The sequence below is a fragment of the Chitinophaga oryzae genome, from assembly GCF_012516375.2.
GTDB classification, from domain to species: domain Bacteria; phylum Bacteroidota; class Bacteroidia; order Chitinophagales; family Chitinophagaceae; genus Chitinophaga; species Chitinophaga oryzae.
The window spans coordinates 5,608,862-5,630,632 of sequence record NZ_CP051204.2 but is presented as its reverse complement, the minus strand read 5'-3'; the positions used below and the strand labels follow the sequence as shown (position 1 = coordinate 5,630,632).

The following is a 21,771-nucleotide window of genomic DNA, read 5'->3' as shown; positions in this document are numbered from 1 at the left end:
AGATATGGCAACATTAGCACCTATTATATTTTTCGCATTTAAGCGGCCGGAGATCACCAGGAAAGCCCTGGAAAGCCTGGCGCTCAATCCGGAAGCGGCGGAAAGTGAGCTGTATGTTTTTGCGGACGGGCCGAAAGAAGGTGCTACTGCAGAGACATTGCAGCAGATAGCCGCTACCCGGGAGGTGATCCGCAGCCGTAACTGGTGCGGCACCGTGCACATTGCCGAAAGGGTACAGAACTACGGGCTGGCCAGATCGGTGATCACCGGCGTGACGGAAGTCATTGAAAAGCATGGCAAAGCTATCATCGTGGAAGACGACCTGGTATTGTCGCCTTATTTTCTCAAATATATGAACGAGGGCCTGGACCTGTATGAAGATGAGCCACAGGTGGCTTCTATTCACGGGTATGTATACCCGTTACTGGAGAAAATGCCCGAGACATTTTTTATCCGGGGGCCGACTGCTGGGGATGGGCTACCTGGGCCCGCGCCTGGAAGCAGTTTGAGCCGGACGGTCAGAAGCTGTACGATGCCATCCGCCTGAAAGGGGAGGGCAGGGCGTTCGATTTTAATGACACCTATAATTACATGAAAATGCTGCGGAAGCAGATCAGCGGCCAGAACGACTCCTGGGCTATCCGCTGGTATGCGTCCGCCTTTTTGAAGAATATGCTGACTTTGTACCCGTCCCGCTCGCTGGTACAGAACATCGGCGGTGATGAATCGGCCACACACATGGATGAGGCCGATACGGGGAACTTTGAGGTGGTGTTGTCCCCCACGCCGGTGATATTACAGAAATTACCCATGGAGGCCAGTGTACAAGGCACGGCCGCCTTTGAAACCTATTTCAGGTCCATCAAACCGGGCTTCGTTCAGCGGCTGAAGCGGTTTATCAAAAAGCGATAGCCGTTTAGCCCCCGGGATTGCAAAATGGTCCGACGATCAAAACACCACATACATGCGCAATGACAACCGGAATTATGACTATTCGGGTATTCCAGCCAACAGAAGACCTGAATACAGTAAGATCATCAGTTTACTGGAGACAGGAAGTAAAGTACTGGACCTGGGCTGTGGTAACGGCTTGCTGATAGAGGCCATGCAGCAGGAAAAGCAATGTCAGTGCAAAGGCATGGAGCTTTCTGAGTCGGGCGTGGAGATCTGCCGGCAGAAAGGGCTGGACGTCATCTCCGGGCGTATCGACGAGACATTGCCGTATGGCGACAACGAATTTGACGTGGCGGTATGTAATGTGACGATCCAGATGGTGATGTACCCGGAGAAATTATTGGCCGAAATGAAACGGGTTTCCCGTTATCAGATCGTCTCATTTCCTAACTTTGCGTACTTTATCAACCGCTTCGACATGCTGTTCAACGGCAGGATGCCCAGGCGGATGCTGTTTGGCTATCACTGGTACAATACCGGCCATATCCACCAGCTGTCTGTCCGGGACTATGATGAGCTGTTGCTGGCAGTGGGCGGATTGCAAAAGAAACGGAAGCTGTACGTGTCGGCCGGCTTTAAGCTGATCGACCTCCTGGGCGGCCTGTTTCCCGGATGGTTCCGCAAGACCGTCATCCTGGAAACGGTGAAGGAATAAAAACTGATTATGAACGAAAGAGATACTACATTATATTATTGTACGCTGTTTGACAGTAATTATTTGTCCCGTGGGCTGGCCATGTACACTTCACTGGCGGCCGTATGCTCCGATTTTCACCTGTATGTTTTTGCTTTCGACGACAAATGCCTGTCTGTATTACGGAAGATGGCGCTGCCGCACCTGACCGTGATCTCGCTGGCGGAATTTGAAGACCCGGAACTCCTGAAGGTGAAGCCTACCCGTAACCGGGCGGAATACTGCTGGACCTGTAGCTCTTCCACCATTCTTTATTGCATTCAACAGTTTCAGCTGCCGCATTGTACCTATATCGATGCGGACCTGTATTTTTACAACGATCCCCGCGTGCTGATGGAGGAGATGGGTAACCATTCCGTGCTGATCACCGAGCATCGTTATACGCCGCAGTACGATAAAAGCAAGTTAAGCGGCAAATACTGCGTGCAGTATATCACCTTCCGCAACAACCGCTGGGGCATGGAAGCGTTACAGTGGTGGCGCAATGCGTGCCTCGACTGGTGCTATGACCGCCACGAAGACGGTAAGTTCGGCGACCAGAAATACCTGGACGACTGGCCTACCCGTTTCATGAACGTATGGGTAATGGAGAACCTGGGCGGCGGCCTGGCGTTGTGGAATATCCAGCAATACGATGTGTTTAAAAACGGCGATAAATTACGCTGCCGCGAGATCAGCACCGGGAAAGAGTTTGCCCCGATATTTTACCATTTCCATTACCTGAAGTATTTTTCCGATAATACCATAGAACTGGGCAGGCGTATCATCACGCCGGCCGTTAAGCAACTGTTCTATGAACCGTATATCCTGGAACTGGAGAAAAGCAAACGGCAGATACAGGCGGTTGACCCGTCTTTTGACCCGCATGGGGCCAGGCCCCGGCCGGCCGGGCTGAAAGCTATGCTGGTCACCATCTGGCGCAAACTGAGAAATGTTTATCATATATATCCCCTGAAGGAATCCGGGATTTAAATACAAAGTATGGCACATATTATTGATCTGACGACACACAGTGATAAACGGGGGAACCTTACCGTCATCGAAAAGCAGATCCCTTTTTCCATCAAAAGGATCTTTTATATCTATGGCGTGGATGATTCCGTAAGAGGGGGCCACCGTCATCACCATACCATACAGGCCGCCATCTGTGTACATGGCAGTTGTATCGTATCCAACAATAACGGTAAAGGAGAAAAGACCGACTTTGTGCTGGACCATCCCAACAAATGCCTGATACTGGAACCGGAAGACTGGCATACCATGCACCATTTTACCCCCGATGCGGTATTGCTGGTGATGGCATCCACGCCTTTCGACCCGGCCGATTATATTTACGAACCTTATGACATCGCTGACAGGTTATGATCGATTATGAAAACCTCGGCTTGCTGAACAAGCCTTTCTTCGACGAATTCAAAGCTGCTTTCAGCGACACGCTGGAAAGCGGCTGGTACATACTGGGCAATAAAGTAAAGGAATTTGAAACCGCCTATGCGCAGTATCATCATGTAAAACATTGCCTCGGGCTGGCCAACGGCCTCGACGCGCTGATCCTGGCGCTGCGTGCGTTCAGCTTCGCGCCGGGCGATGAGGTGATCGTTCCTTCCAATACCTACATCGCCACCATCCTGTCTATCGCGCAGTGCGGCCTGAAGCCCGTGCTGGTGGAGCCGGATATCCATACGTACAACATCGATCCGGAGAAAATTCCGGCAGCGATCACGCCCCGCACCCGCGCTATCATGGTGGTGCATCTCTACGGTAAAAGCTGCGAGATGGACAAAATTATGGCCATCAAGGAAAAACACAACCTGGTACTGATCGAAGACTGCGCCCAGTCACATGCCGCCTCCTTCAAAGGGCAACTGACCGGCACTTTCGGGGAATTCGGGGCGTTCAGTTTTTATCCGACCAAAAATCTCGGCGCCCTCGGCGATGCAGGGGCCATCCTCTGCAACGACGATGATCTGGCCACCGCCATCCGCCGGCTGCGTAACTACGGCTCCGATGTAAAATATTACAATGAGGTGGTGGGCTACAACTCCCGCCTGGATGAAGTGCAGGCGGCTTTCCTCAGCGTGAAGTTCAAATACCTCGCGCAGATCACAGAGCATAAACGCAAGCTGGCAGACATCTACCACCAGGGATTAAAAAGCGATTTCATCAAACCCGTGGTACACCCGGATTATTTTGATGTTTATCATATCTATAATATCCGCCACGAACGCCGGGATGAACTGAAGCAGTTCCTGCTGGACAATGGCGTGAAAACAGATATCCACTATCCGCTGCCGCCGCATCACCAGAAAGCCATGAAAGGCATTATCGAAGGTGCTTCCTACCCGATTTCGGAAGAGATACACCGTACCACGCTGAGCCTGCCGTGTTCTTACTGTCATACCACCGCGGACATAGAGAAAGTGGTGGAAGTGATCAATAAATTCTAAAGAAATAACAGTGACGGATAAACGATCATCACCGGTTGTCAGCATTATCACCGTATGTTACAATGCAGGCAGGTTTATTGAAAGCACCATCCGAAGCGTGCTGGCACAGACCTACCCGCATATCGAGTACATCATCGTGGATGGGGCCTCGAAAGATAATACCATGGAGGTGATAGCGCCTTACCGCTCCCGCATCGCGAAAGTGGTGTCGGAGAAAGACAACGGCCTGTATGACGCCATGAACAAAGGGATGCAGCTGGCCACCGGCGAATACCTGTTGTTCCTCAATGCAGACGATGTCCTTGCGGAGGATACAGTGATTGAGAAAATGATGCACAGCTGCGCGGATGCAGACGTATATTACGGAGAAGCGATGTTCATCGACGAGCACGGCAATGAATTGGGACTGCGCTCTGAACAAACGCCGCATAAAGTACCGGCACAGCTCAACTGGAAAAGCCTGAAACACGGCATGGTGGTGTCTCACCAGGCATATATCATACGCCGGAAGCTGAGCCCGCTCTACGATCTGCAATATAAAGTATGTGCAGACATCGACTGGATGATCAGAACATTAAAGGCTTCCCGTCATATTTGCAATACGCATATTACCGTGTCAAAATTCAGGGTGGGCGGTACTTCCAAGCAACGGCAGCAGCTGGCGTGGAAGGAACGGTACAAGATATTGAGCCGGTATTACGGGCATATCCCTAATTTCACGCATCACCTGTTTATCGGGCTGCGATATATATTCTCGAAAAAGTATTAATGATATAATGCAGATCACCTTAATAACAAAGGGCAGACCGTTCAGGTCTGCCCTTTGTGTTAGTGTTATGTTGCGCCACTGTTTTATGCTGCGGCTTTCTCTTCTTTTTTACCTGCGCCAATGATTTCCCATATAAATGACCCGATTACCACCAGCACCAGTATGATGGAGGTGATGGAGGATATTTTCTGGGCTTTGTAGAAAGTGGCAGGCTCAAATTTCAGGTCGATCTTATGCTGGCCGGCAGGTATTTTCAGGCCGCGCAGGGCGTAGTCGACCCTTACGATGTCGGTCTTTTTACCGTCGATGTAAGCGTTCCAGCCGGCGGGGTAGTAGATCTCGGAGAATACGCCAAGACCTTCCTGTGCGTTGGTGGACGTATATTCCAGGCTGTTGAGGCCGTATTTGGTGAGTTTGATGGCAGCGCTGCTGTCAGTAGCAGCGGGTTGGTAGTTGGCACCTAGTTCTTTCGCAAAACGTTTGTCCACTACTGCGGAGTCTTTCGTATGCAGGTAGTCCAGCGTTTTCATTTCCGTATTGGCGTCCGGGGCCCATACGATCCCTTTTACGAACCAGGCGTTACCGTTATTGTCGGGATTGCGCTGTGCTACCGGTTGACCGGTTTTCTGGTCCGGTACGATGAAATATTTGGCGTTGAGCATATTGAGCACGCCCATATTGTTTTTAGAGATCTGGTGGGTGATGAGGTCCTGGTAGATCCACAGTTTGGCGGGGCTGTAGCCACCGATGTTTTTGTGGAAGTAAGAGGGGATGGCGTCATTAAACGGATCGGAGGTGAGGTTGAACACACGGTAGTACGGGTCCGGGTCCTGTTTAATTTGCAGGTCAGCGGCAGAAGGCTGGAAGGGCGCGTTCATCACTGATTCATCCACGAAGCTGTCTTTACCGAGATAGTTACGGTCTACCTGTACCAGGTCTATGGCTACGGCGGCTACCAGTATCAGTGCAGCGGGCTGCCATGCCAGTTTCTCTTTCAGGTAGGCCCAGATGGCGCCGGCGGCGATCAGGATAAATACCAGGGAGCGGATGCTGTCTTTCAGCAGCAGGGAGCTGCGGTCTTTTTCCAGTGCGCGGATCATGAGTTTGGCGTTTTCTTCGCCGCCCATCATCTGAGCGAAATACTGCGTCATGCTTGCATCGCTGTGGCTGCTGAAGTTCCAGAACATGCTGCCGAGGATGCCGATCACTGCGATGATCCCGCCGGAGATGTAGAGTGCCTGTTTCAGTTTCTGCAGCAGTGCTTCCTTGCTGTGTTTACCGTTGGCCACTTCCTGCAGCGCCCAGCACGCCAGTATCACGAAGGTAAGGGACGGCAGTACGAGGGCTTGTGCAGGCGCTCTGAACTTGCTGTACAGCGGGAGGTGGTAGAAAAGGAAATCGTTGATAAAAGCGAAGTTTTTGCCCCATGCGAGGATAAAGCCCACGATGGTAACGGCCAGCAGCCACCATTTATGCCAGCTGTTCACTACCAGCAGGGAGAGGATGAACAGGAAGCAGATGATAGCGCCTACGTATACGGGGCCGGAGGTGCCTCTTTCCTGTGCGCCGTAGTACAGCGGGAATTTCATCTGTTCCATGAACTGTTCCACTTGCTGGGGCGGAGCGCCGAGGCTGACCATCTGTTCGTACACATGGGAGCCGGTGCCCAGTTTCTGGCCGGAGGAGTTGCCCACGAAGCCGGGGATCATGAAGGTGAAGGATTCCGGGACGCCGTAGCTCCATTCGAAAGCGTAGTCTATGTCGAGCCCCGTGGATTTATTTTCTTTCGCATCTTCTTTACCGAGGGTGAGTTCGGATTTGCTGCCGCGCATGGTATAGTCGGTGTATTCCTTTACGGGGAGCAGGTTGTCTGCCGCAGGTAAAATAGCCAGTATGCCGGCGATGGCCAGCAGTACGGAAGCTTTGAAGAACTGCGGGAGGGTCTTTGTTTTATAGCCGTGGATAAAAGCGCCTACCACCAGGATGAGGATCATGATCAGGGTGTAATAGATCATCTGCAGGTGGTTGTTGTATATCAGCAGGGCGGTGGCGATGGCGGTAAGGCCAAATCCGCCGATGAGGCGTCCGCGGTAGGTGAGGATGATGCCGGCCAGTACAGCAGGCATCAGTGCGATGTCGTACATTTTGGTGATGTGTCCTACATCGATGAGGATCACATTATAAGAGCAGAAAGCAAAAGCGATGGCGCCCAGTATCCTTATCCAGTATTTGAAATCCAGGATGCAGGCGAGGAGGTACATGCTGATCATAGCGAGGAACAGCATGTTAACAGGGGAGGGCAGGCCGAGGGTGACCAGTTTGTTCACGAAGGTGATCGCATTTTTGCCGGGGCCTGTGTAAATCACATAGGAAGGCATCCCGGAGAACATGCTGTTAGTCCACAAAGGGGTTTCACCCGTCGTTTCGTAAAAGTCCCTCGCCTCTTTGGCCATTCCGGTTACGTTCATCATGTCGCTCTGGTTTACTATCTTGCCTTCCAATACAGGAGAGCAGTAAACCGTTGCCAGCAATATAAAGATGCCAATTGCTGCCAGATGCGGAAGAATGGCTTTTAGCCAGTTTTGCTTCATCGGATATCTTGTATTTAGTTTTAAAGGAACAAAAATAACTGTAATTTATCCGAAATTTCAATATGCGTTGGATTCGATTTGTGTTAAAATTTGCATTTATCTGCAACCTGTGCTTTATTTTGGGGCAGCTGCTCCGGATCACCGCATATGATCACCGGCTGGACGTGATAGTGGAATATGTGCTGGTATTGGGCGTGGGAGTGGCGTTTCCGCTGAACCTGGCTATCTGCCTGATCACCGGCGTGTTGCTGTTGTTGAAGAAAATACAGTGGAAGCCGTTGCCACCATGGTTATTCCTGTTTAATCTGGGTATTTTAATATTTCAACTTATAGTCACTTATTAAATGGTCAAACAATTATTAAACGATAAGCCTACACGGCTTTTTGTCATATTTGCCAGCTTTTTTGTAGCGAATGCGCTGATAGCGGAGTGTATCGGCGGCAAATTGTTTTCGCTGGAGCGGTTACTGGGGTTGCCGGTGCATACGTTCACCCTGTTTGGCGAGAGCGGGTTATCCTATACGCTCACGGCTGGTGTGTTACTGTGGCCGCTGGAGTTTGTGATGACTGATATTGTGAATGAGTTTTACGGGCCGGTGGCGGTGCGCCGTATTTCGTATACGGCTGTGGCGCTGATCTCCTATGCTTTCCTGATGTTTTTTATGGCCATGAACGTGCCGGCCGACAGCTGGTGGACAGGCAGCGGCAGCGCTGAGGGCGTGCCGGACATGCAGAAAGCGTTTGTGGGTATTTTCGGCCAGGGGATGTGGATCATCCTGGGCAGCCTTTCCGCGTTCCTGATCAGCCAGATCGTGGATGTGACGGTGTTTCACCGCATTAAGAAACGCACCGGCGAAAAACATGTGTGGCTGCGCGCTACGGGGTCTACCGTTGTGTCTCAGTTCGTGGACAGCTTTATCGTGTTGTTTATTGCCTTTAAAGTGGGCAAGGACTGGAGCTGGCAGCGGGTACTGGCGATCTGCATGGTGAACTACAGTTATAAATTCGTAGTGGCGATCGCGTTAACGCCGCTGATTTACCTGCTGGAGAACCGTATTATCCGTTACCTCGGTCCTGAAACGGCAGCCCGTATGAAGGCATCCGCCATGGGTAAGGACGAAATGCCGGTAACGGACGTGGTGCCGCACAACTAGTAACGGGCTTTCACCATGTCTGCCACTACTTTATCGATCGGGAGGGTTACGGCTTCGGCTGAAAAATCCTCCCAGTTGATCCAGCGGGCGTATTCCACTTCAGATACGCCTTCCGGCACGTTAAAATCAAACGGTTTGTCCAGTGTTTGTGCGGTAAAGGGAGAGGTGGCTTCCACCAGGTAATAAATGGAGATGATCTGTGTTTCGTTGTCGAATGCGGAGATCTGAAAAAAATCGGTGGTGTAGATATGTTCCACCACGCGGATGTCCTGTGCCAGTTCCTCGCGCCATTCGCGCACCATACATTCCAGCGTGCCTTCCCCGAATTCGAGTCCGCCGCCGGGGAATTTCGTATAGTAGCCGCCGCGGATATATTCATCTGTTACCAGTACCTGTTTCTGATCGTTGATCATAATACCATAAACACGTACGTTGAATCCTGTTTGCATAGTTTTATCTGGCTTTGTCGGTATTGAATCTTAACAGCGGGCTGACATCAAAACCACTTCTTCTTCATGAAATACATGCTGATGATCACGGAGATCACCACGGAGAGGATAATGGGAATGTAGAAAGCGTGTATGCTGTGCTGATAGGGCAGTTCTACGTTCATGCCATAGATACTGGCCACCAGCATGGGAAAAGTAAGGATGATCGTGATGGAGGTAAGCCTTTTCATCACCACGTTGAGGTTGTTGGAGATGATGCTGGCGAAGGCGTCCATGGTGCTGCTGAGGATGTTGGTGTAGATATTGGCCATTTCAAGCGCCTGTGAGGTGTCTACGACCAGGTCATGGAGGAATTCTTTTTCATCTTCGTTGAGCCCCAGGAAGTTGGTCCTTTCCAGTTTCATCAGCAGCAGTTCGTTGCTGCGGAGGGCGGTGACGAAGTACACGAGGCTTTTCTGGATGCGCATGATGGCCAGCAGTTCCTCGTTCCGGTTGGAGTCGTAGAGTTTTGCTTCCAGCATATTCCTGCGCTGGTTGATTTCCTTGAGGTAATCGAGGAAATTGACCACCACTTTCTCAAAGATTTTGAGCACCATCATATTTCTCTTTTCAGGAGAACGGTTATGGAAAGTATCGAGGAACCGTTTGATGGCGGCATTATCGAAGGAGTTGACCGTCAGGATATGATTGTGGGTGAGGATGATCACGATGGGGATGGTGATGTAATAGGCATCGCTTTCGTTGATGGAGTTGTTCTCCGTGGGTGTTTTGATAACGATGAGTTTTACATTGTCTTCCAGCTCGTAGCGTGATTTTTCGTCGATATCGAGAGAGTCGGTCAGGAAGTCTAGCGGTATGTCCAGTGCTTCGGAGAGCTGTTCGAATTCAGCCTGTTTCAGCGGAGGGGTAATGTTTACCCAGGCGTCGTTTTCCGGCGCCTGGATAGCCACTGTCTTGGAATCTATGTTTTTGAAGTATTGGATCATGCTGCAGGGGTAAAAAAGCGTTTATCAGCCAATGGTTATTTGTCCTTCGAACACGAGGGTGGCGGGGCCACAGAGCCAGATGTTGGAGAAGGAGCGTTCGCCGGTGCGGGTAAAGCGCACTTCCAGTTGTCCGCCGAGGGTTTGAACGGGGACTACATATTCTTTTTCTTCTTTACCGGCGAAGGTGATGGCGGCGGCGGTGACGCCGGTGCCGCAGGAGTAGGTTTCATCTTCCACCCCTCTTTCGTAGGTGCGTACGAAGATACCGTTTTCAAACGGCTGTACGAAGTTGACGTTGGTGCCTTCTGCGGCAAAGCGTTCGTTGTAGCGTATCTGGCGGCCTTCGTCGAATACGTTCACAGCCTGTACGTCTTCCACATATTTCACAAAATGCGGGGAGCCGGTGTTGAGATAATAATGCATGGGGCCTTGTTCCACGAAGTCCACGTCCTGCATTTTCAGGTTCACCCAGTTGTTGCCGTCCATGGTGGCTTCGTGTTCACCGTCTACTGCGATAAAATAGAGGTTGCCGTCGCCCACGCCCATTTTATGGGCAAAAGCGGCGAGGCATCGGCCACCGTTGCCGCACATGGAGCTTTCGCGGCCATCGGAGTTGTAATATTTCATGGCGAAGTCATAATCTTCGCTTTTGTTCAGGAGCATCAGGCCGTCGGCGCCGATACCGAAACGGCGGTCACACAGTTCATTCACCTGTTCATTGGTGAGCCAGTCGTACTGTCCGTCCCGGTTGTCCATGATCACAAAATCATTGCCGGTACCCTGGTATTTATAGAAATGGATCTGTTGCATAAGGCAAAGATATAACTTTGATTGCCATGATTAAAGCTGATTTCACTGATTAGCAGAGATGGGAGCGAAAACGGGGAGGGGAATGGTGCGGAGATCAGCATGGATATCGGCTTGCAGGGGCAAAATATAACAGGAAATTAAAGCGCCTGCGGGTGGTTTTGGGTTGAAATCCGGGCTGCAGTTGTGTTCCCGCAGCCCGGACGGAGTGAATATTATCATTCGCGATGCCTTACAGTCCTGCGATAATGCCCAGGCCTTTCTGTATCAGCGCTTCCACGGCGGCGGCGCCGTCTTTGGTGAATTCCTGCCGGATACGGTTGGCCACGATGGCGCTGATGGACAGGCATTGGTGGCCCAGTACGCGTCCCATGCCGTAGATGGCGGATGTTTCCATTTCGAAGTTGGTGATGCGGTGGCCTTCGTAGGAGAAGCCGGTGAGGTTGTCTATCAGGTTAGGATTAGACAGCTGGCCTCTCAGCTTGCGCCCCTGCGGTGCGTAGAAGCCTGGGCAGGTAACGGTGATGCCTGTATGAAAACCGTCCGTGAAATGTTTGCGCAGGTCTTCGCCGGCGGAGAAGAGGCATGGATTGGCGCCTCCGGGCTGGAGCATTACCTGTCCGCGGAAGGCTTCCAGCAGTTGTTTTTCTTCCGTGGTGTTTTCGAAGGCGTAGTAGGCCATGAGGTTATCGAGGCCGAGGCCATGGGAAGAAACGACGAAGCTGTCTACCGGGATGCCGTCCTGCAGGGCACCGGAAGTACCGAGGCGGATGACCTGCAGGGAGGTGAGCTGCTCTTTTACGAGGCGTGTCTGAAAGTCGATGTTGACGAGGGCATCCAGCTCATTGAGTACAATATCGATGTTGTCGGTACCGATGCCGGTAGATACGACGGACAGTCTTTTATTTCCGATATAACCGGTATGGGTAACAAATTCGCGGTGCTGCGATTGGTGTTCTACTTTGTCGAAGTGTTTGCTCACGGCGGGCACACGGTCCGGATCGCCCACGGTGATGATGGTATGGGCCAGTTCTTCCGGTCTGACGTCCAGGTGATATACCGCTCCACGGCTGTTGATAATAAGCTCAGATTCAGCAATACGTTTATTCTCCATGATATTATTTTTTAATTCAACAATCGGTGTTGGGACTTCAATATTCCCACGTTATCCATAATTATCAAAATATTTTTTCAGATATTTTTTAAATAATATTTGGTGATTATCAGAAATTTCCTACTTTTGCAATCCCACAAAACGACGGGGACGCCCGCTGGAGGCAAGCATCAGCAAGTGTTTTAGTCGGATTGTATGGTTCCGTGGCCGAGTGGCTAGGCAGAGGTCTGCAAAACCTCGTACAGCGGTTCGAATCCGCTCGGAACCTCCGGATAGCAGAGCCGCTCTTGTAGCGGCTTTTTTATTGTCCATGGCTCTTCCCGGGCGATTTAGCCAACGTATTTATCTTTCTTGTCCGGCTACTTTTTTTTCTCCGAAAATTAATTTTTTGTTTGATCATTTACGTGTGTTTTTGTCGTAAATTGCTTATCCCGCAAAAGTTTGGGCGTGTTCCCGGAAACCAGTCAGAGAGATTTGGAACACCTCATTCCCGAAGGCTTTTGCGCTTTACCGATAATTCTAAAAGTGAGGCGATGACAGAGATCATTAAAGTAACCGCAGCAGATACCGGAGCCCTGGAACAGGTAAAGCTACTTTTCAGAGAATATGCCAACTGGTTAAATGTTGACCTTAGCTTTCAACGGTTTGAAGACGAGATGGCCGAATTGCCCGGTGCTTATGCAGCTCCCGGCGGCGCCCTTTTACTGGCCAAAGTAGACGGCCAGGTAGCGGGATGCGTGGCGGTACGTCCTTTCGACAACACGACAGCTGAAATGAAACGTCTTTTTGTGAAAGATGCTTTCAAGGGTCATGGCGTAGGCAAAGCATTGGCAGCCGAAGCGATTGAAGAGAGCCGTCACCTGGGTTATAAACGTATACTGCTGGATACGCTGGCGCATATGCGGCCTGCGATTGAACTGTATACGTCGCTGGGATTCCAGCCCATTGCAGCGTATTACGACAACCCTATCAGCAGCGCAGTATACCTGTCACTGAGCCTGGAGAAAGCTTCATGATCAGCGGCAGGGGGAAGACGCAGGCAACAAACACACCATTTCTTTGCGTCTTTGCTGCACTGCGTTTTTGTGTGATTTAGCCGATAACCGGCAGTTTGTACCCATTATGATACCCGGCAGCCAGCAATTGATTGGCGTCGCTGTCGGTAAACTGCCCTGCGTGTTTGTCCCAATACAGTTTTTTCCCGGTCCTGAAGGCGATGTTCCCCATTTGTGCCAGGGTGGCGATATGTGCGCCTGCCTGCACCGGTGTGCGCAGATCGTCGAGGCGGCGTGAACGTACCACATCGATGAAGTTCTGCGTATGCAGCGTAAGGCCGTTGTCTACTGATTTCTGCCGGGGCACGGCTTCCATGTTCTTTTTCTCGGGGATCACTTCCCATCCGCCGCGGTCCAGTACCAGCGTACCGTTGTTACCGATAAAGGCAATGCCATGGTCGCGTCCGTAGGGGCCGCCATCGATGCCCTGCGCCTGTTCCCACTGGATATTAAAGCCGTCAAATTCATAGACGGTGGTGAGCGTGTCCGGTGTTTCAGCGGCATCGTTGGGGTAGGCGAACTTACCGCCTGCAGCCATCACCGACTTCGGTGTTTCCGCTTTCATGCCCAGCAGGGCGTAATCGAGCAGGTGCACGCCCCAGTCGGTCATGAGGCCGCCGGCATAGTCCCAGTACCAGCGGAAATTAAAATGGAAACGGTTGGCATTGAAAGGGCGCTCTTTGGCAGGGCCCAGCCATGCTTTGTAGTCCACGCCGGCGGGAGGGGCGCCATCGGGCTGTACGGGGATGGATTTCATCCAGCCCATGTAGGCCCATGCTTTCACGAGGCGTACCTGTCCCAGTTTGCCGGAATGCACAAAGGCCACGGCGTCTTTAAAGTGTTGCTGGCTGCGTTGCCACTGGCCTACCTGTACGGCGCGCCGGTGCTGCTGTTGCGCCGTTACCATGGCGCGGCATTCGGCGATGGAATTACCCAACGGTTTCTCTACATAGACATCCTTGCCGGCCGCGCAGGCGTCGGTCATCTGCAGGCAGTGCCAGTGGTCAGGCGTGCCGATGATCACGGCGTCGATGGATTTGTCTTCGAGCAACTTACGGTAATCGCTATACGCTTTTGCCTTGATGCCCTGCTGGGAGAGTTCGCCCACGCGCTTGTCCAGCACGTTGCGGTCTACGTCGCAGAGGGCCACGCATTGCGCGGCAGGATGTTTCAGCATGGCGGTGAGGTCGGACCATCCCATACCATTGATGCCAATAGCGGCGATGCGGACACGGTCGGATGGCGCTACGGCCCTTACACCGGACGGCAACACGGAAATCAGGCCGGCGCCGGCCGCCAAGGCGGACGCGGAACGGAGGAAGTCCCTTCTGGAGTGTTTCATAAGTGGAATTTTATCCCGACAAAATAAGAAAAAAAAGAAAAGGCTGGTAGAAAACCAGCCTTTTCTGTCAGACATTGTTATAAAAGATTAAAAATCTTCCTCTGTATTCTCGTCGTCATCGCCGCTCATGTTGAAGTTCATCATGGTTCCGAGCAGATCGCTGAAACGGGTATCGTTTTCCCCTACTTTTTTGCTGATGAGCGAATAGGAGGCGAGGCCATGCAGCACAAATTCCATCAGCAGCAATGTTTCGCGGCTGTTGGCCTGCGGGAAGCGGGCTTTCACCATGTCTTTCAGTCCCTCTACTTTGTTGAGCGCGGATTCGTACTGTTTGTCGCTGATATCCTGCATCAGCTGCAGGTAATTGCCTTTATCGAACCACTGGATAACGCTTCGGTAGGGGTTCTCCACGGGCACCGCCTGCTTCCTTTTCTTGAACGAATCCGGGTTGGGGAAGTAGTTGGCAAACAGCGTTCGGATGGACTTGTCGAGCAGGTTGTGGGCCACCTGCAGCGGTCCTTCCTGTTCGCCTTCGTACACCAGTTCTATTTTACCGGTGATGGCGGGTATGATGGACATCAGGTCGGCGATGCGCACCTGTGTTTCTTTTTCTTTGTTGATGATGGCACGCCGTTCACCGGAGCTGACAGCGTTTTCGAAGGCCGCGATGGTGAGGCGGGCGGACACGCCGCTTTTTTTGTCCACATATTCGCTGTTACGCGCTTCGAAGGCTACCTGTTCGATGAGGCGTTTCACCATATCGGAGATGGTCACACGGGCTTCCTGATCGGCATGGATGGCGGCTTCCTGTTCGGTGATGAGCAGAGAATTTTCCACGCTTTTCGGGTAGTGGGTGATGATCTGGCTTTCGATCCTGTCTTTCAGCGGCGTAACGATAGAGCCGCGGTTCGTATAGTCTTCCGGGTTAGCTGTGAAGACAAACAGGATATCCAGCGGCATCCGCACTTTGAAGCCACGGATCTGGATATCGCCTTCCTGGAGGATATTGAAGAGGGCCACCTGTATGCGTGCCTGCAGGTCGGGCAGTTCGTTGATGACGAAGATGCCGCGGTTGGAGCGGGGAATGATGCCAAAGTGGATGGCGCGTTCGTCCGCGTAGCTGAGTTTCAGGTTGGCCGCTTTGATCGGGTCGATGTCGCCGATGAGATCGGCCACGGACACGTCCGGGGTGGCGAGTTTTTCCGCGTAGCGGTCGGCGCGCGACAGCCAGGCGATGGGTGTTTTATCGCCTTTTTCCGCGATGAGGTCGCGCGCGTAGCGGGACAGCGGGTTAAACGGGTCGTCGTTGACTTCGGAGCCTTCCACGACGGGGATGTATTCGTCGAGCAGGTCGATCATCTGGCGTGCCATGCGGGTTTTGGCCTGTCCGCGGAGACCGAGGAACAGGATATTATGCCGGGAGAGCAGGGCTCTTTCGGTGTCTGGTATGACAGTGTCTTCGTAGCCTATAATGCCGGGGAAGGAAGTTTCTTTTTTCTGTAGTTTTTTGATCAGGTTCCGTCTGATTTCCTCTTTGACTGAAACGGGTTGATAGCCACTCTTTTTCAGTTCACCTAACGTCTTAATGCTGGTATCCATGTTTAAAAGTTACGCAATTCCTTGCCGGTTTGTTAGAATAATTTTCGTTTCCCGTTTTCAAAGTCGTAGAACAGGAACTGGCCCAGGTTGTCTGTACCGGAGAAGAAAGCCTTGCCGCTGTTGGTTTCTGTAAACTCCTGCACAAATTTCTGCAGCCAGGGATCTGTGGCCACCATGAAGGTGGTGATGGGTATTTTCAGCTTTTTGCATTGCGCGGCCAGGTTGAGTGTCCGGTTAAGGATCTTACGGTCGAGGCCGAAGCTGTTTTTGTAGTATTCCTTCCCGATTTTCAGGCAGGTAGGTTTCCCGTCGGTGATCATGAAGATCTGTTTGTTGGGATTGCGGCGGCGGCGCAGTATGTCCATCGCCAGCTCCAGCCCTGCCACCGTGTTGGTATGGAAGGGACCTACCTGCAGATAGGGAAGGTCTTTGATTTCTACCTGCCAGGCGTCGTTGCCGAATACGATGATGTCCAGCGTATCTTTCGGATAGCGGGTGGTGATGAGCTCACTGAGGGCCATGGCCACCTTTTTGGCCGGCGTGATCCTGTCTTCCCCGTACAATATCATGGAATGGGAGATATCGATCATCAGGGCGGTGGACGTCTGGGTTTTGTAGTCTGTTTCCTTGATTTCCAGGTCGTCCTGATGGATAGAGAAGCTGTCGATGCCGTGATTGATCTGGGCATTGCGGATAGAGGCGGTCACATCGAGCTGGTCGATACTATCGCCAAATTCGAAGGGCCTGGTTTCCGCGTTGAGCTCGTCGCCCATGCCTGATTTCCGGATGTTATGATTACCGACAGTAGATTTTTTAAGTCTTCCGAAGATCTCTTCCAGCGCGTTTTTACGGATGGTCTGTTCCGTTTTCGAGGTGATTTGGATCTCGCCGGTCTCTTCATTTTCTTTCAGGTATCCTTTTTCTTTCAGTTCCTGAATGAAGTCGCCCATGCCATACTCATCGTTGGTCAGCCCGAATTCCTTGTCCAGTTCTGTCATCCACTGCAACGCTTCTGTAACGTCTCCGCTGGTGTAGGTGAGTAGTTGAGTGAAGAGATCCAGCAGTTTCTGAAAAGGAGACCGGGTATCGTCGTCCGGTTGGTACCGGGAAAAAGTTATTCCTCTCATAGCACAAAAGTCAAAACAAAGTTCGTTACTAAAATTAGCGAAAATATTTCTCGCAAAGCACGCAAAGATTTTGTGTTTATATTAAGATCGCAGAGGGGCGGAGATTGTGTTTTGCTTTTTTTCACGCAAAGACGCTAAGCAGCAAAGAAAATAAGGAATTTGTTGTTTATCTATGGCATCTGATATTATTATATGGCTTTATATAATATAATATAATATAATGTGATATGATGTGGTGTGATGTAATATAATTTGATTGGTGGGAGTTAATACAATGTGAGATGTTTACTTTGTTTCTTTGCTGCTTAGCGCCTTTGCGTGATATGCGTGATCTGCGTGATGATCTCCGCTTCTTTGCGATCTTAATATAAACACAAAATCTTTGCGCTCTTTGCGAGAAAATCCTCGCGTGCTTGTAATTTTCGTTGAAAGCTATTACTTTCAATCATCAAAAAAATAACAATATGAAAAAACTGAGAAATGCATGGCTGCTGGCGGGAGGTTTAGCGGTGGCAATGTTTGCACAGTCTGCTAAGGGCCAGGCCAGGGCAGATGCATTGGGCTGGAAACTGGGTGCCCAGGCATGGACATTCAACCATTTTACGCTGGCGGAAGCGCTGGATAAGATGGACAGCTGCGGTATCCAGTATGTGGAAGCTTATCCGGGCCAGACCATCGGCGGCGGCATAGAAGGTAAAATGGACTACCATATGTCCCCTGAAAAACAGGAACAGGTAAAGGGTCTCTTTAAAAAGAAACACAAAGTGCTGATGGCTTTCGGGGTGGTAGTACCCAATTCCGAAGCGGAATGGCGCATGTTGTTCGACTTCGCCAACAGAATGGGCATCCAGAGCATCACCAGCGAGCCGCAACCGGAATACCTGGACCTGATCTCTTCCCTCTGCGACCGCTACAACATTAAGCTGGCGATCCACGATCACCCGAAACCAAGCCACTACTGGCACCCTGACAGCGTGCTGAAAGCGATCCAGGGCAGAAGCAAATTAATGGGTGCCTGCGCGGACATCGGTCACTGGGTACGTTCCGGCCTCGACCCGATCGAATGCCTGAAGAAACTGAACGGCCACATCGTGAGCCTGCACTTCAAAGACCTGAACGAGAAGTCTGAAAAAGGTCATGATGTGATCTGGGGCAACGGCGTTTGCCAGATCCCTAAAGTGCTGGAGACACTGAAAGCACAGAAATTCAAAGGTCTTTTCTCCGCAGAATATGAGTATCACTGGGATACCAACGTACCGGAAGTGAAAGAAAGCGCTGCTTTCTGGAAACAGATGGTGAGCAACCTGTAAATCATTTAATTATCTAAATAAATTTGGGGCCCTCTGGTCCGGTATCATCCGGTTGCCAGAGGGCCCCAAATTTATTTAGACATTTTGGAATTTAGTTATTTGGCGGAGTCCGGAGCTGTTTGGGCAGCTGCGGAATCTCCGGTGGTATTGATGTTTTGCTGGCCTTCGCGGGCGTGCTGACCGCCGGGGCCGAAGTCCACTTTCATACGTTCCAGCCACTGAACGAACTGTTCGGCGGTCTGGCCGTCGCGCTGGAGGTCGGACGTCAGCCTGCTGGCAGGGAGGGACTGGTAGTAGCGGATCTGCTGCTGGCAGTCTTTGATGATCTGGTTGCTCAGTTCCTCTGCACGTTTGTAGTCGCCTGCGATGTAGTGTGCGTATACGGTCTGCAGGGACGTATAGTTGTGCATGTTACCCGGAGTGGTCATCGCGTAAGGGAAGTTCACTTCCTTCACGTTTTTGTCCATATAGTTCAGGACGGCTATCGCGCTGTCTTTGGAGGCGCCGCCCTGAGTCATGGCCACGCTGAGGCGGGTGAAGGACTGGCGCAGGTACATCAGCATTTTGCGGTTAGGCTCATCGAAGTAGGTGCCTACGGTCTGGGCGCCGCCGAATGCGAATTTATGCATCAGGTTATCATACATTACCCCTACGTTGGCGTTGATGTCCATGCCTAACGGGTCGGTAGCTGTCGGTTTAGGCAGCGGTACCAGGTGGTAGGCCAGGCCGTCGGTTTGCAGGTAGTCGTTCAGACCGAGGTCGGTAGGGCTGGTAAAGTAGATGGGGCGTTTCCAGTTGTTGGTGGCGATGATATCGTACACGGCCAGGTCATTTTTCAGCAGGTAGCTTTTGGTGACTTTGATCGGTACTTTCGGCAGGATTTTGTCTGCCTCTTTCGCGCTTACCACGCCGTATTTCAGCACTTCGTCCTTGTTGACCGGGATGAACAGGTTGCGGGTAGGCAGGAAGTTTTCTGCGCCGCCGTCCTGTGTATTGATTTTGCTGTGTTCATCGTCGCTTCCCATGAAGTCCATGATGTCTTTCAGGGGGAAGTCCCTGTCGGCCGGAATATTTCCCGGATCGAAGAAGCGGATGTAGTTGCGGGTTTCACCCTGGTATTTGTCCGGTGTCCAGCTCATCGGCACTGCCGGGCTCTGGTTCACCATTCTGCGTTGCTGATCGATGTACCAGTCCACGCCGAGGAGGCTGAGGTTGATCACCCTGATGTCGGGGCGGATGCCTTCCACTTCCTGTGCGTACCACAGCGGGTAGGTATCGTTATCGCCGACAGTGAAGAGGATCGCGTTCGGCTGGCAGGATTCCAGGTAATCTTTAGCGATATCGCGGGCGATGTATTTGGTAGAGCGGTCGTGGTCGTCCCATTCCTGGGCGGCCATCAGCACGGGTACGGCGAGGAGGCATAAGCCTGTGGCCAGTGCTGGCGTCATCGCGTTTTTGATTTTTTTGTTCAGGAAGTTGTACACGGAGAGTACGCCGAGACCGATCCAGATGGCGAAAGCGTAGAAGGAGCCTACATAGGCGTAGTCACGTTCACGTGGCTGGTTGCCGGCCTGGTTGAGGTACAGTACGATGGCGATGCCTGTAAAGAAGAACAGGAGGGTCACCACGAGGGTATCTTTCCGGTGGTTGTTATACTGGAAGAAGAAACCGATGATACCGAGGATGAAAGGCAGGAAGAACATCGTGTTGCGTGCCTTGTTGTCTTTCAGGCTGTCCGGCATCATGCTCTGGTCGCCGTAGATAGCGTTGTCGATGAAGGGGATGCCGGAGATCCAGTTACCATCGCGTACGTTGCCGTAGCCCTGGGTATCGTTTTGTTTTCCGACGAAGTTCCACATGAAGTAGCGGAAGTACATGAAGTTCATCTGGTATTGGATGAAGAACTTGATGTTATCGCCGAAGGAAGGTTTTTCGTTGGCTTCCAGTCCGAGCCAGGAGCGGTAGAAGTCCGCGTGGCCCTGATCGTTGCTGGCGTCCCATACGCGGGGGAACAGCATCATATCATCGGAAGCGTATTTAGGCTCCATTTTTTTGCCTGCCACCATGTATTTTTTGGGGCCGCGGGCGTAGATGTTGCCGCCTTCGTCATACCGTTCGGGGCGGGCGGTGAACACCTGGCCGTAGATCAGGGGGAAGTCGCCGTATTGTTCGCGCCCGAGGTAACCTACGAGGGAGATCGGGTTGTCCACGTTATACATATCTACCGAAGGGTTAGACGTAGAACGCACCATGGTAGTGATATACGTAGAATATCCGAGGAGGGTGAAGAGGATGAACATGATGGTGAGGCGGCTGAAGTGCAGTGTTTTTCCCGCGTCCAGTTTGATGCCGAAGGTTTTCAGCAGGGTAGGGATGAGCAGGAAGAACGCTGCCAGCAGCACTTTAAAGAATACCACGCCGCCGCTGTTGTCGTTGTAGGCGGGGACCAGGATAACAGAAGCGATCACGATGAGCGGCGCATAGAGGCCGAGTTTCGGTTTTCTGTAGCCCAGCACCAGTACCGCGATGATGGCGACGAAGTAGAAGATGAACCCGGAGAAATAGCCCATGCCGAGGTTATTGACGAAGATAACGTCCATATAACCGGAGGCTTTCACGGTGTCCTGGATGAGGTATTTCTGTATCATACCGGTGATGGCGCAACCTATGAGGAAGGTCCAGAAGGTGCCCCAGGCGGTAGGTTTGAATCTCCTGAAGTAGTAGACCATGACGATGGCCGGGATGGTGAGGAGGTTGAGCAGGTGTACCCCGATGGACAGGCCGAGGAGGTAAGCGATCAACACGATCCATCTGTCGGCATAAGGCTCGTCGGCTTCGTGTTCCCATTTGAGGATGGCCCAGAACACGACGGCGGTGAAGAAGGAGGACATACCGTACACTTCACCTTCCACAGCGGAGAACCAGAATGAATCAGAAAAGGTATAAGCGAGGGACCCTACGATGCCGGCGCCCATAATGGCGATCATTTTCTCACGGGAGATCTCTTCACCGGCTTTAACCATCAGACGACGGGCGAAGTGCGTGATGGTCCAGAAGAGGAACAGGATGGTGAAACCACTGGCGAGGGCAGTCATGGTGTTTACGCCGAGGGCTGCCTGTGAGGGTTTCAGGAACATGCTGAAGAGTCTTCCGAGCATCACGAACAGGGGTGCTCCGGGAGGGTGGGGGACTTGTACTTTGTACGCACTGGAAATAAATTCGCCGCAGTCCCACAAGCTGCCCGTGGCCTCCATAGTCATAATGTAAACAGAGCAGGCTATGATGCAAATCACCCAGCCAACTATGTTGTTGGTCCTTTTAAAATTCATAAGGTTGTTTTAAGGTCCGACAAAAATATAAAAAGTAGCAAATT

The 21,771-nt window shown here is 51.7% G+C and carries 20 protein-coding genes and 1 tRNA gene; 12 read left to right on the top strand and 9 right to left on the bottom strand.

The genetic code is table 11. From position 1 onward, the window contains the following. The first annotated feature begins 4 nt into the window (after positions 1-4). From HF324_RS22195 to HF324_RS22165, 7 genes are read left to right on the top strand one after another with little or no spacing between them, the layout of a single operon-like run. Positions 5-547, top strand: coding sequence for a glycosyltransferase family protein (locus HF324_RS22195; protein ID WP_168860859.1), 543 nt, complete (start codon positions 5-7; stop codon positions 545-547). Between the two features lie 50 nt (positions 548-597). Then, positions 598-912 (top strand): hypothetical protein, encoded by a 315-nt coding sequence (locus HF324_RS22190; RefSeq protein WP_168860858.1) that lies wholly within the window; start codon positions 598-600, stop codon positions 910-912. Positions 913-964: 52 nt separating this feature from the next. Beyond that, positions 965-1,609, top strand: coding sequence for a methionine biosynthesis protein MetW (locus HF324_RS22185; RefSeq protein WP_168860857.1), 645 nt, complete (start codon positions 965-967; stop codon positions 1,607-1,609). A 9-nt stretch (positions 1,610-1,618) separates the two neighbouring features. Then, the gene (locus tag HF324_RS22180; RefSeq protein ID WP_168860856.1) at positions 1,619-2,620 is read left to right on the top strand and encodes a glycosyl transferase; all 1,002 of its coding nucleotides are present in this window, start codon (positions 1,619-1,621) and stop codon (positions 2,618-2,620) included. A gap of 9 nt (positions 2,621-2,629) precedes the next feature. After that, entirely contained in the window at positions 2,630-3,013 is a 384-nt protein-coding gene (locus HF324_RS22175) for a sugar 3,4-ketoisomerase (protein ID WP_168804581.1), read from the top strand. Further along, the gene (locus tag HF324_RS22170; RefSeq protein ID WP_168804580.1) at positions 3,010-4,095 is read left to right on the top strand and encodes a DegT/DnrJ/EryC1/StrS family aminotransferase; all 1,086 of its coding nucleotides are present in this window, start codon (positions 3,010-3,012) and stop codon (positions 4,093-4,095) included. Before HF324_RS22175 ends, HF324_RS22170 begins: the two co-directional genes overlap by 4 nt. 10 nt (positions 4,096-4,105) lie before the next feature. Continuing rightward, a complete protein-coding gene (locus HF324_RS22165) occupies positions 4,106-4,864 on the top strand; it encodes a glycosyltransferase family 2 protein (RefSeq protein WP_168804579.1) in 759 nt (252 codons plus the stop codon). 83 nt (positions 4,865-4,947) lie between these two features. Here the strand turns inward: HF324_RS22165 and HF324_RS22160 are convergent, their stop codons facing one another. After that, positions 4,948-7,455 carry a YfhO family protein gene (locus HF324_RS22160; RefSeq protein ID WP_168804578.1) on the bottom strand — a complete coding sequence of 836 codons (2,508 nt, stop codon included), beginning with the start codon at positions 7,453-7,455 and terminating at the stop codon, positions 4,948-4,950. Between the two features lie 62 nt (positions 7,456-7,517). On the opposite strand from HF324_RS22160, the gene HF324_RS22155 reads away from it, so the two are divergent. Both HF324_RS22155 and HF324_RS22150 read left to right on the top strand, forming a co-directional pair. Further along, positions 7,518-7,799, top strand: a complete 282-nt coding sequence (locus HF324_RS22155; protein WP_168804577.1) for a hypothetical protein — start codon at positions 7,518-7,520, stop codon at positions 7,797-7,799. Continuing rightward, positions 7,800-8,609: a queuosine precursor transporter gene (locus HF324_RS22150; RefSeq protein WP_168804576.1), complete on the top strand. Its 810-nt coding sequence runs from the start codon at positions 7,800-7,802 to the stop codon at positions 8,607-8,609. It begins immediately after the preceding gene. Here the strand turns inward: HF324_RS22150 and HF324_RS22145 are convergent. The 4 genes from HF324_RS22145 to HF324_RS22130 form a co-directional block, all read right to left on the bottom strand. Beyond that, entirely contained in the window at positions 8,606-9,058 is a 453-nt protein-coding gene (locus HF324_RS22145) for an NUDIX hydrolase (RefSeq protein ID WP_168804575.1), read from the bottom strand. The two genes, HF324_RS22150 and HF324_RS22145, sit on opposite strands and share 4 nt — an antisense overlap. Positions 9,059-9,105: 47 nt before the next feature. Continuing rightward, positions 9,106-10,044 (bottom strand): magnesium transporter CorA family protein, encoded by a 939-nt coding sequence (locus tag HF324_RS22140; protein ID WP_168804574.1) that lies wholly within the window; start codon positions 10,042-10,044, stop codon positions 9,106-9,108. Between the two features lie 24 nt (positions 10,045-10,068). Then, positions 10,069-10,854, bottom strand: a complete 786-nt coding sequence (dapF, locus tag HF324_RS22135) for a diaminopimelate epimerase (RefSeq protein ID WP_168804573.1) — start codon at positions 10,852-10,854, stop codon at positions 10,069-10,071. A gap of 229 nt (positions 10,855-11,083) precedes the next feature. Next, positions 11,084-11,965: a nucleoside phosphorylase gene (locus HF324_RS22130; RefSeq protein ID WP_168804572.1), complete on the bottom strand. Its 882-nt coding sequence runs from the start codon at positions 11,963-11,965 to the stop codon at positions 11,084-11,086. Between the two features lie 197 nt (positions 11,966-12,162). Between HF324_RS22130 and HF324_RS22125 the strand changes: the two genes are divergently transcribed. Beyond that, positions 12,163-12,233: transfer RNA gene (locus HF324_RS22125), tRNA-Cys, on the top strand. Positions 12,234-12,498: 265 nt separating this feature from the next. After that, positions 12,499-12,981 carry a GNAT family N-acetyltransferase gene (locus HF324_RS22120; RefSeq protein WP_168804571.1) on the top strand — a complete coding sequence of 161 codons (483 nt, stop codon included), beginning with the start codon at positions 12,499-12,501 and terminating at the stop codon, positions 12,979-12,981. 76 nt (positions 12,982-13,057) lie between these two features. Here the strand turns inward: HF324_RS22120 and HF324_RS22115 are convergent, their stop codons facing one another. From HF324_RS22115 to HF324_RS22105, 3 genes are all read right to left on the bottom strand, one after another. Continuing rightward, the gene (locus tag HF324_RS22115) at positions 13,058-14,362 is read right to left on the bottom strand and encodes a Gfo/Idh/MocA family protein (protein WP_168804570.1); all 1,305 of its coding nucleotides are present in this window, start codon (positions 14,360-14,362) and stop codon (positions 13,058-13,060) included. A gap of 87 nt (positions 14,363-14,449) precedes the next feature. Further along, positions 14,450-15,961, bottom strand: a complete 1,512-nt coding sequence (locus HF324_RS22110) for a sigma 54-interacting transcriptional regulator (RefSeq protein ID WP_168804569.1) — start codon at positions 15,959-15,961, stop codon at positions 14,450-14,452. Positions 15,962-15,993: 32 nt separating this feature from the next. Further along, the gene (locus HF324_RS22105) at positions 15,994-17,088 is read right to left on the bottom strand and encodes a vWA domain-containing protein (protein ID WP_168804568.1); all 1,095 of its coding nucleotides are present in this window, start codon (positions 17,086-17,088) and stop codon (positions 15,994-15,996) included. 464 nt (positions 17,089-17,552) lie between these two features. Here HF324_RS22105 and HF324_RS22100 point away from each other — a divergent pair, with 464 nt between their 5' ends. Next, complete coding sequence (locus tag HF324_RS22100) at positions 17,553-18,398, top strand: sugar phosphate isomerase/epimerase family protein (RefSeq protein WP_168804567.1); 846 nt, start codon at positions 17,553-17,555, stop codon at positions 18,396-18,398. Positions 18,399-18,493: 95 nt separating this feature from the next. On the opposite strand, the gene HF324_RS22095 is transcribed toward HF324_RS22100, so the two are convergent. After that, the gene (locus HF324_RS22095; protein WP_168804566.1) at positions 18,494-21,727 is read right to left on the bottom strand and encodes a glycosyltransferase family 117 protein; all 3,234 of its coding nucleotides are present in this window, start codon (positions 21,725-21,727) and stop codon (positions 18,494-18,496) included. Positions 21,728-21,771 lie beyond the last annotated feature (44 nt).

Bases quoted from the DNA above. Each gene is read 5' to 3' on its own strand.
- HF324_RS22105 (WP_168804568.1), bottom strand. From the start codon at position 17,088: ATGAGAGGAATAACTTTTTCCCGGTACCAACCGGACGACGATACCCGG.
- HF324_RS22195 (WP_168860859.1), top strand. From the start codon at position 5: ATGGCAACATTAGCACCTATTATATTTTTCGCATTTAAGCGGCCGGAG.
- HF324_RS22185 (WP_168860857.1), top strand. From the start codon at position 965: ATGCGCAATGACAACCGGAATTATGACTATTCGGGTATTCCAGCCAAC.
- HF324_RS22145 (WP_168804575.1), bottom strand. From the start codon at position 9,058: ATGCAAACAGGATTCAACGTACGTGTTTATGGTATTATGATCAACGAT.
- dapF (WP_168804573.1), bottom strand. From the start codon at position 10,854: ATGCAACAGATCCATTTCTATAAATACCAGGGTACCGGCAATGATTTT.
- HF324_RS22160 (WP_168804578.1), bottom strand. From the start codon at position 7,455: ATGAAGCAAAACTGGCTAAAAGCCATTCTTCCGCATCTGGCAGCAATT.
- HF324_RS22175 (WP_168804581.1), top strand. From the start codon at position 2,630: ATGGCACATATTATTGATCTGACGACACACAGTGATAAACGGGGGAAC.
- HF324_RS22190 (WP_168860858.1), top strand. From the start codon at position 598: ATGCTGCGGAAGCAGATCAGCGGCCAGAACGACTCCTGGGCTATCCGC.
- HF324_RS22120 (WP_168804571.1), top strand. From the start codon at position 12,499: ATGACAGAGATCATTAAAGTAACCGCAGCAGATACCGGAGCCCTGGAA.
- HF324_RS22170 (WP_168804580.1), top strand. From the start codon at position 3,010: ATGATCGATTATGAAAACCTCGGCTTGCTGAACAAGCCTTTCTTCGAC.
- HF324_RS22095 (WP_168804566.1), bottom strand. From the start codon at position 21,727: ATGAATTTTAAAAGGACCAACAACATAGTTGGCTGGGTGATTTGCATC.
- HF324_RS22180 (WP_168860856.1), top strand. From the start codon at position 1,619: ATGAACGAAAGAGATACTACATTATATTATTGTACGCTGTTTGACAGT.
- HF324_RS22110 (WP_168804569.1), bottom strand. From the start codon at position 15,961: ATGGATACCAGCATTAAGACGTTAGGTGAACTGAAAAAGAGTGGCTAT.
- HF324_RS22115 (WP_168804570.1), bottom strand. From the start codon at position 14,362: ATGAAACACTCCAGAAGGGACTTCCTCCGTTCCGCGTCCGCCTTGGCG.
- HF324_RS22100 (WP_168804567.1), top strand. From the start codon at position 17,553: ATGAAAAAACTGAGAAATGCATGGCTGCTGGCGGGAGGTTTAGCGGTG.
- HF324_RS22130 (WP_168804572.1), bottom strand. From the start codon at position 11,965: ATGGAGAATAAACGTATTGCTGAATCTGAGCTTATTATCAACAGCCGT.
- HF324_RS22150 (WP_168804576.1), top strand. From the start codon at position 7,800: ATGGTCAAACAATTATTAAACGATAAGCCTACACGGCTTTTTGTCATA.
- HF324_RS22140 (WP_168804574.1), bottom strand. From the start codon at position 10,044: ATGATCCAATACTTCAAAAACATAGATTCCAAGACAGTGGCTATCCAG.
- HF324_RS22155 (WP_168804577.1), top strand. From the start codon at position 7,518: ATGCGTTGGATTCGATTTGTGTTAAAATTTGCATTTATCTGCAACCTG.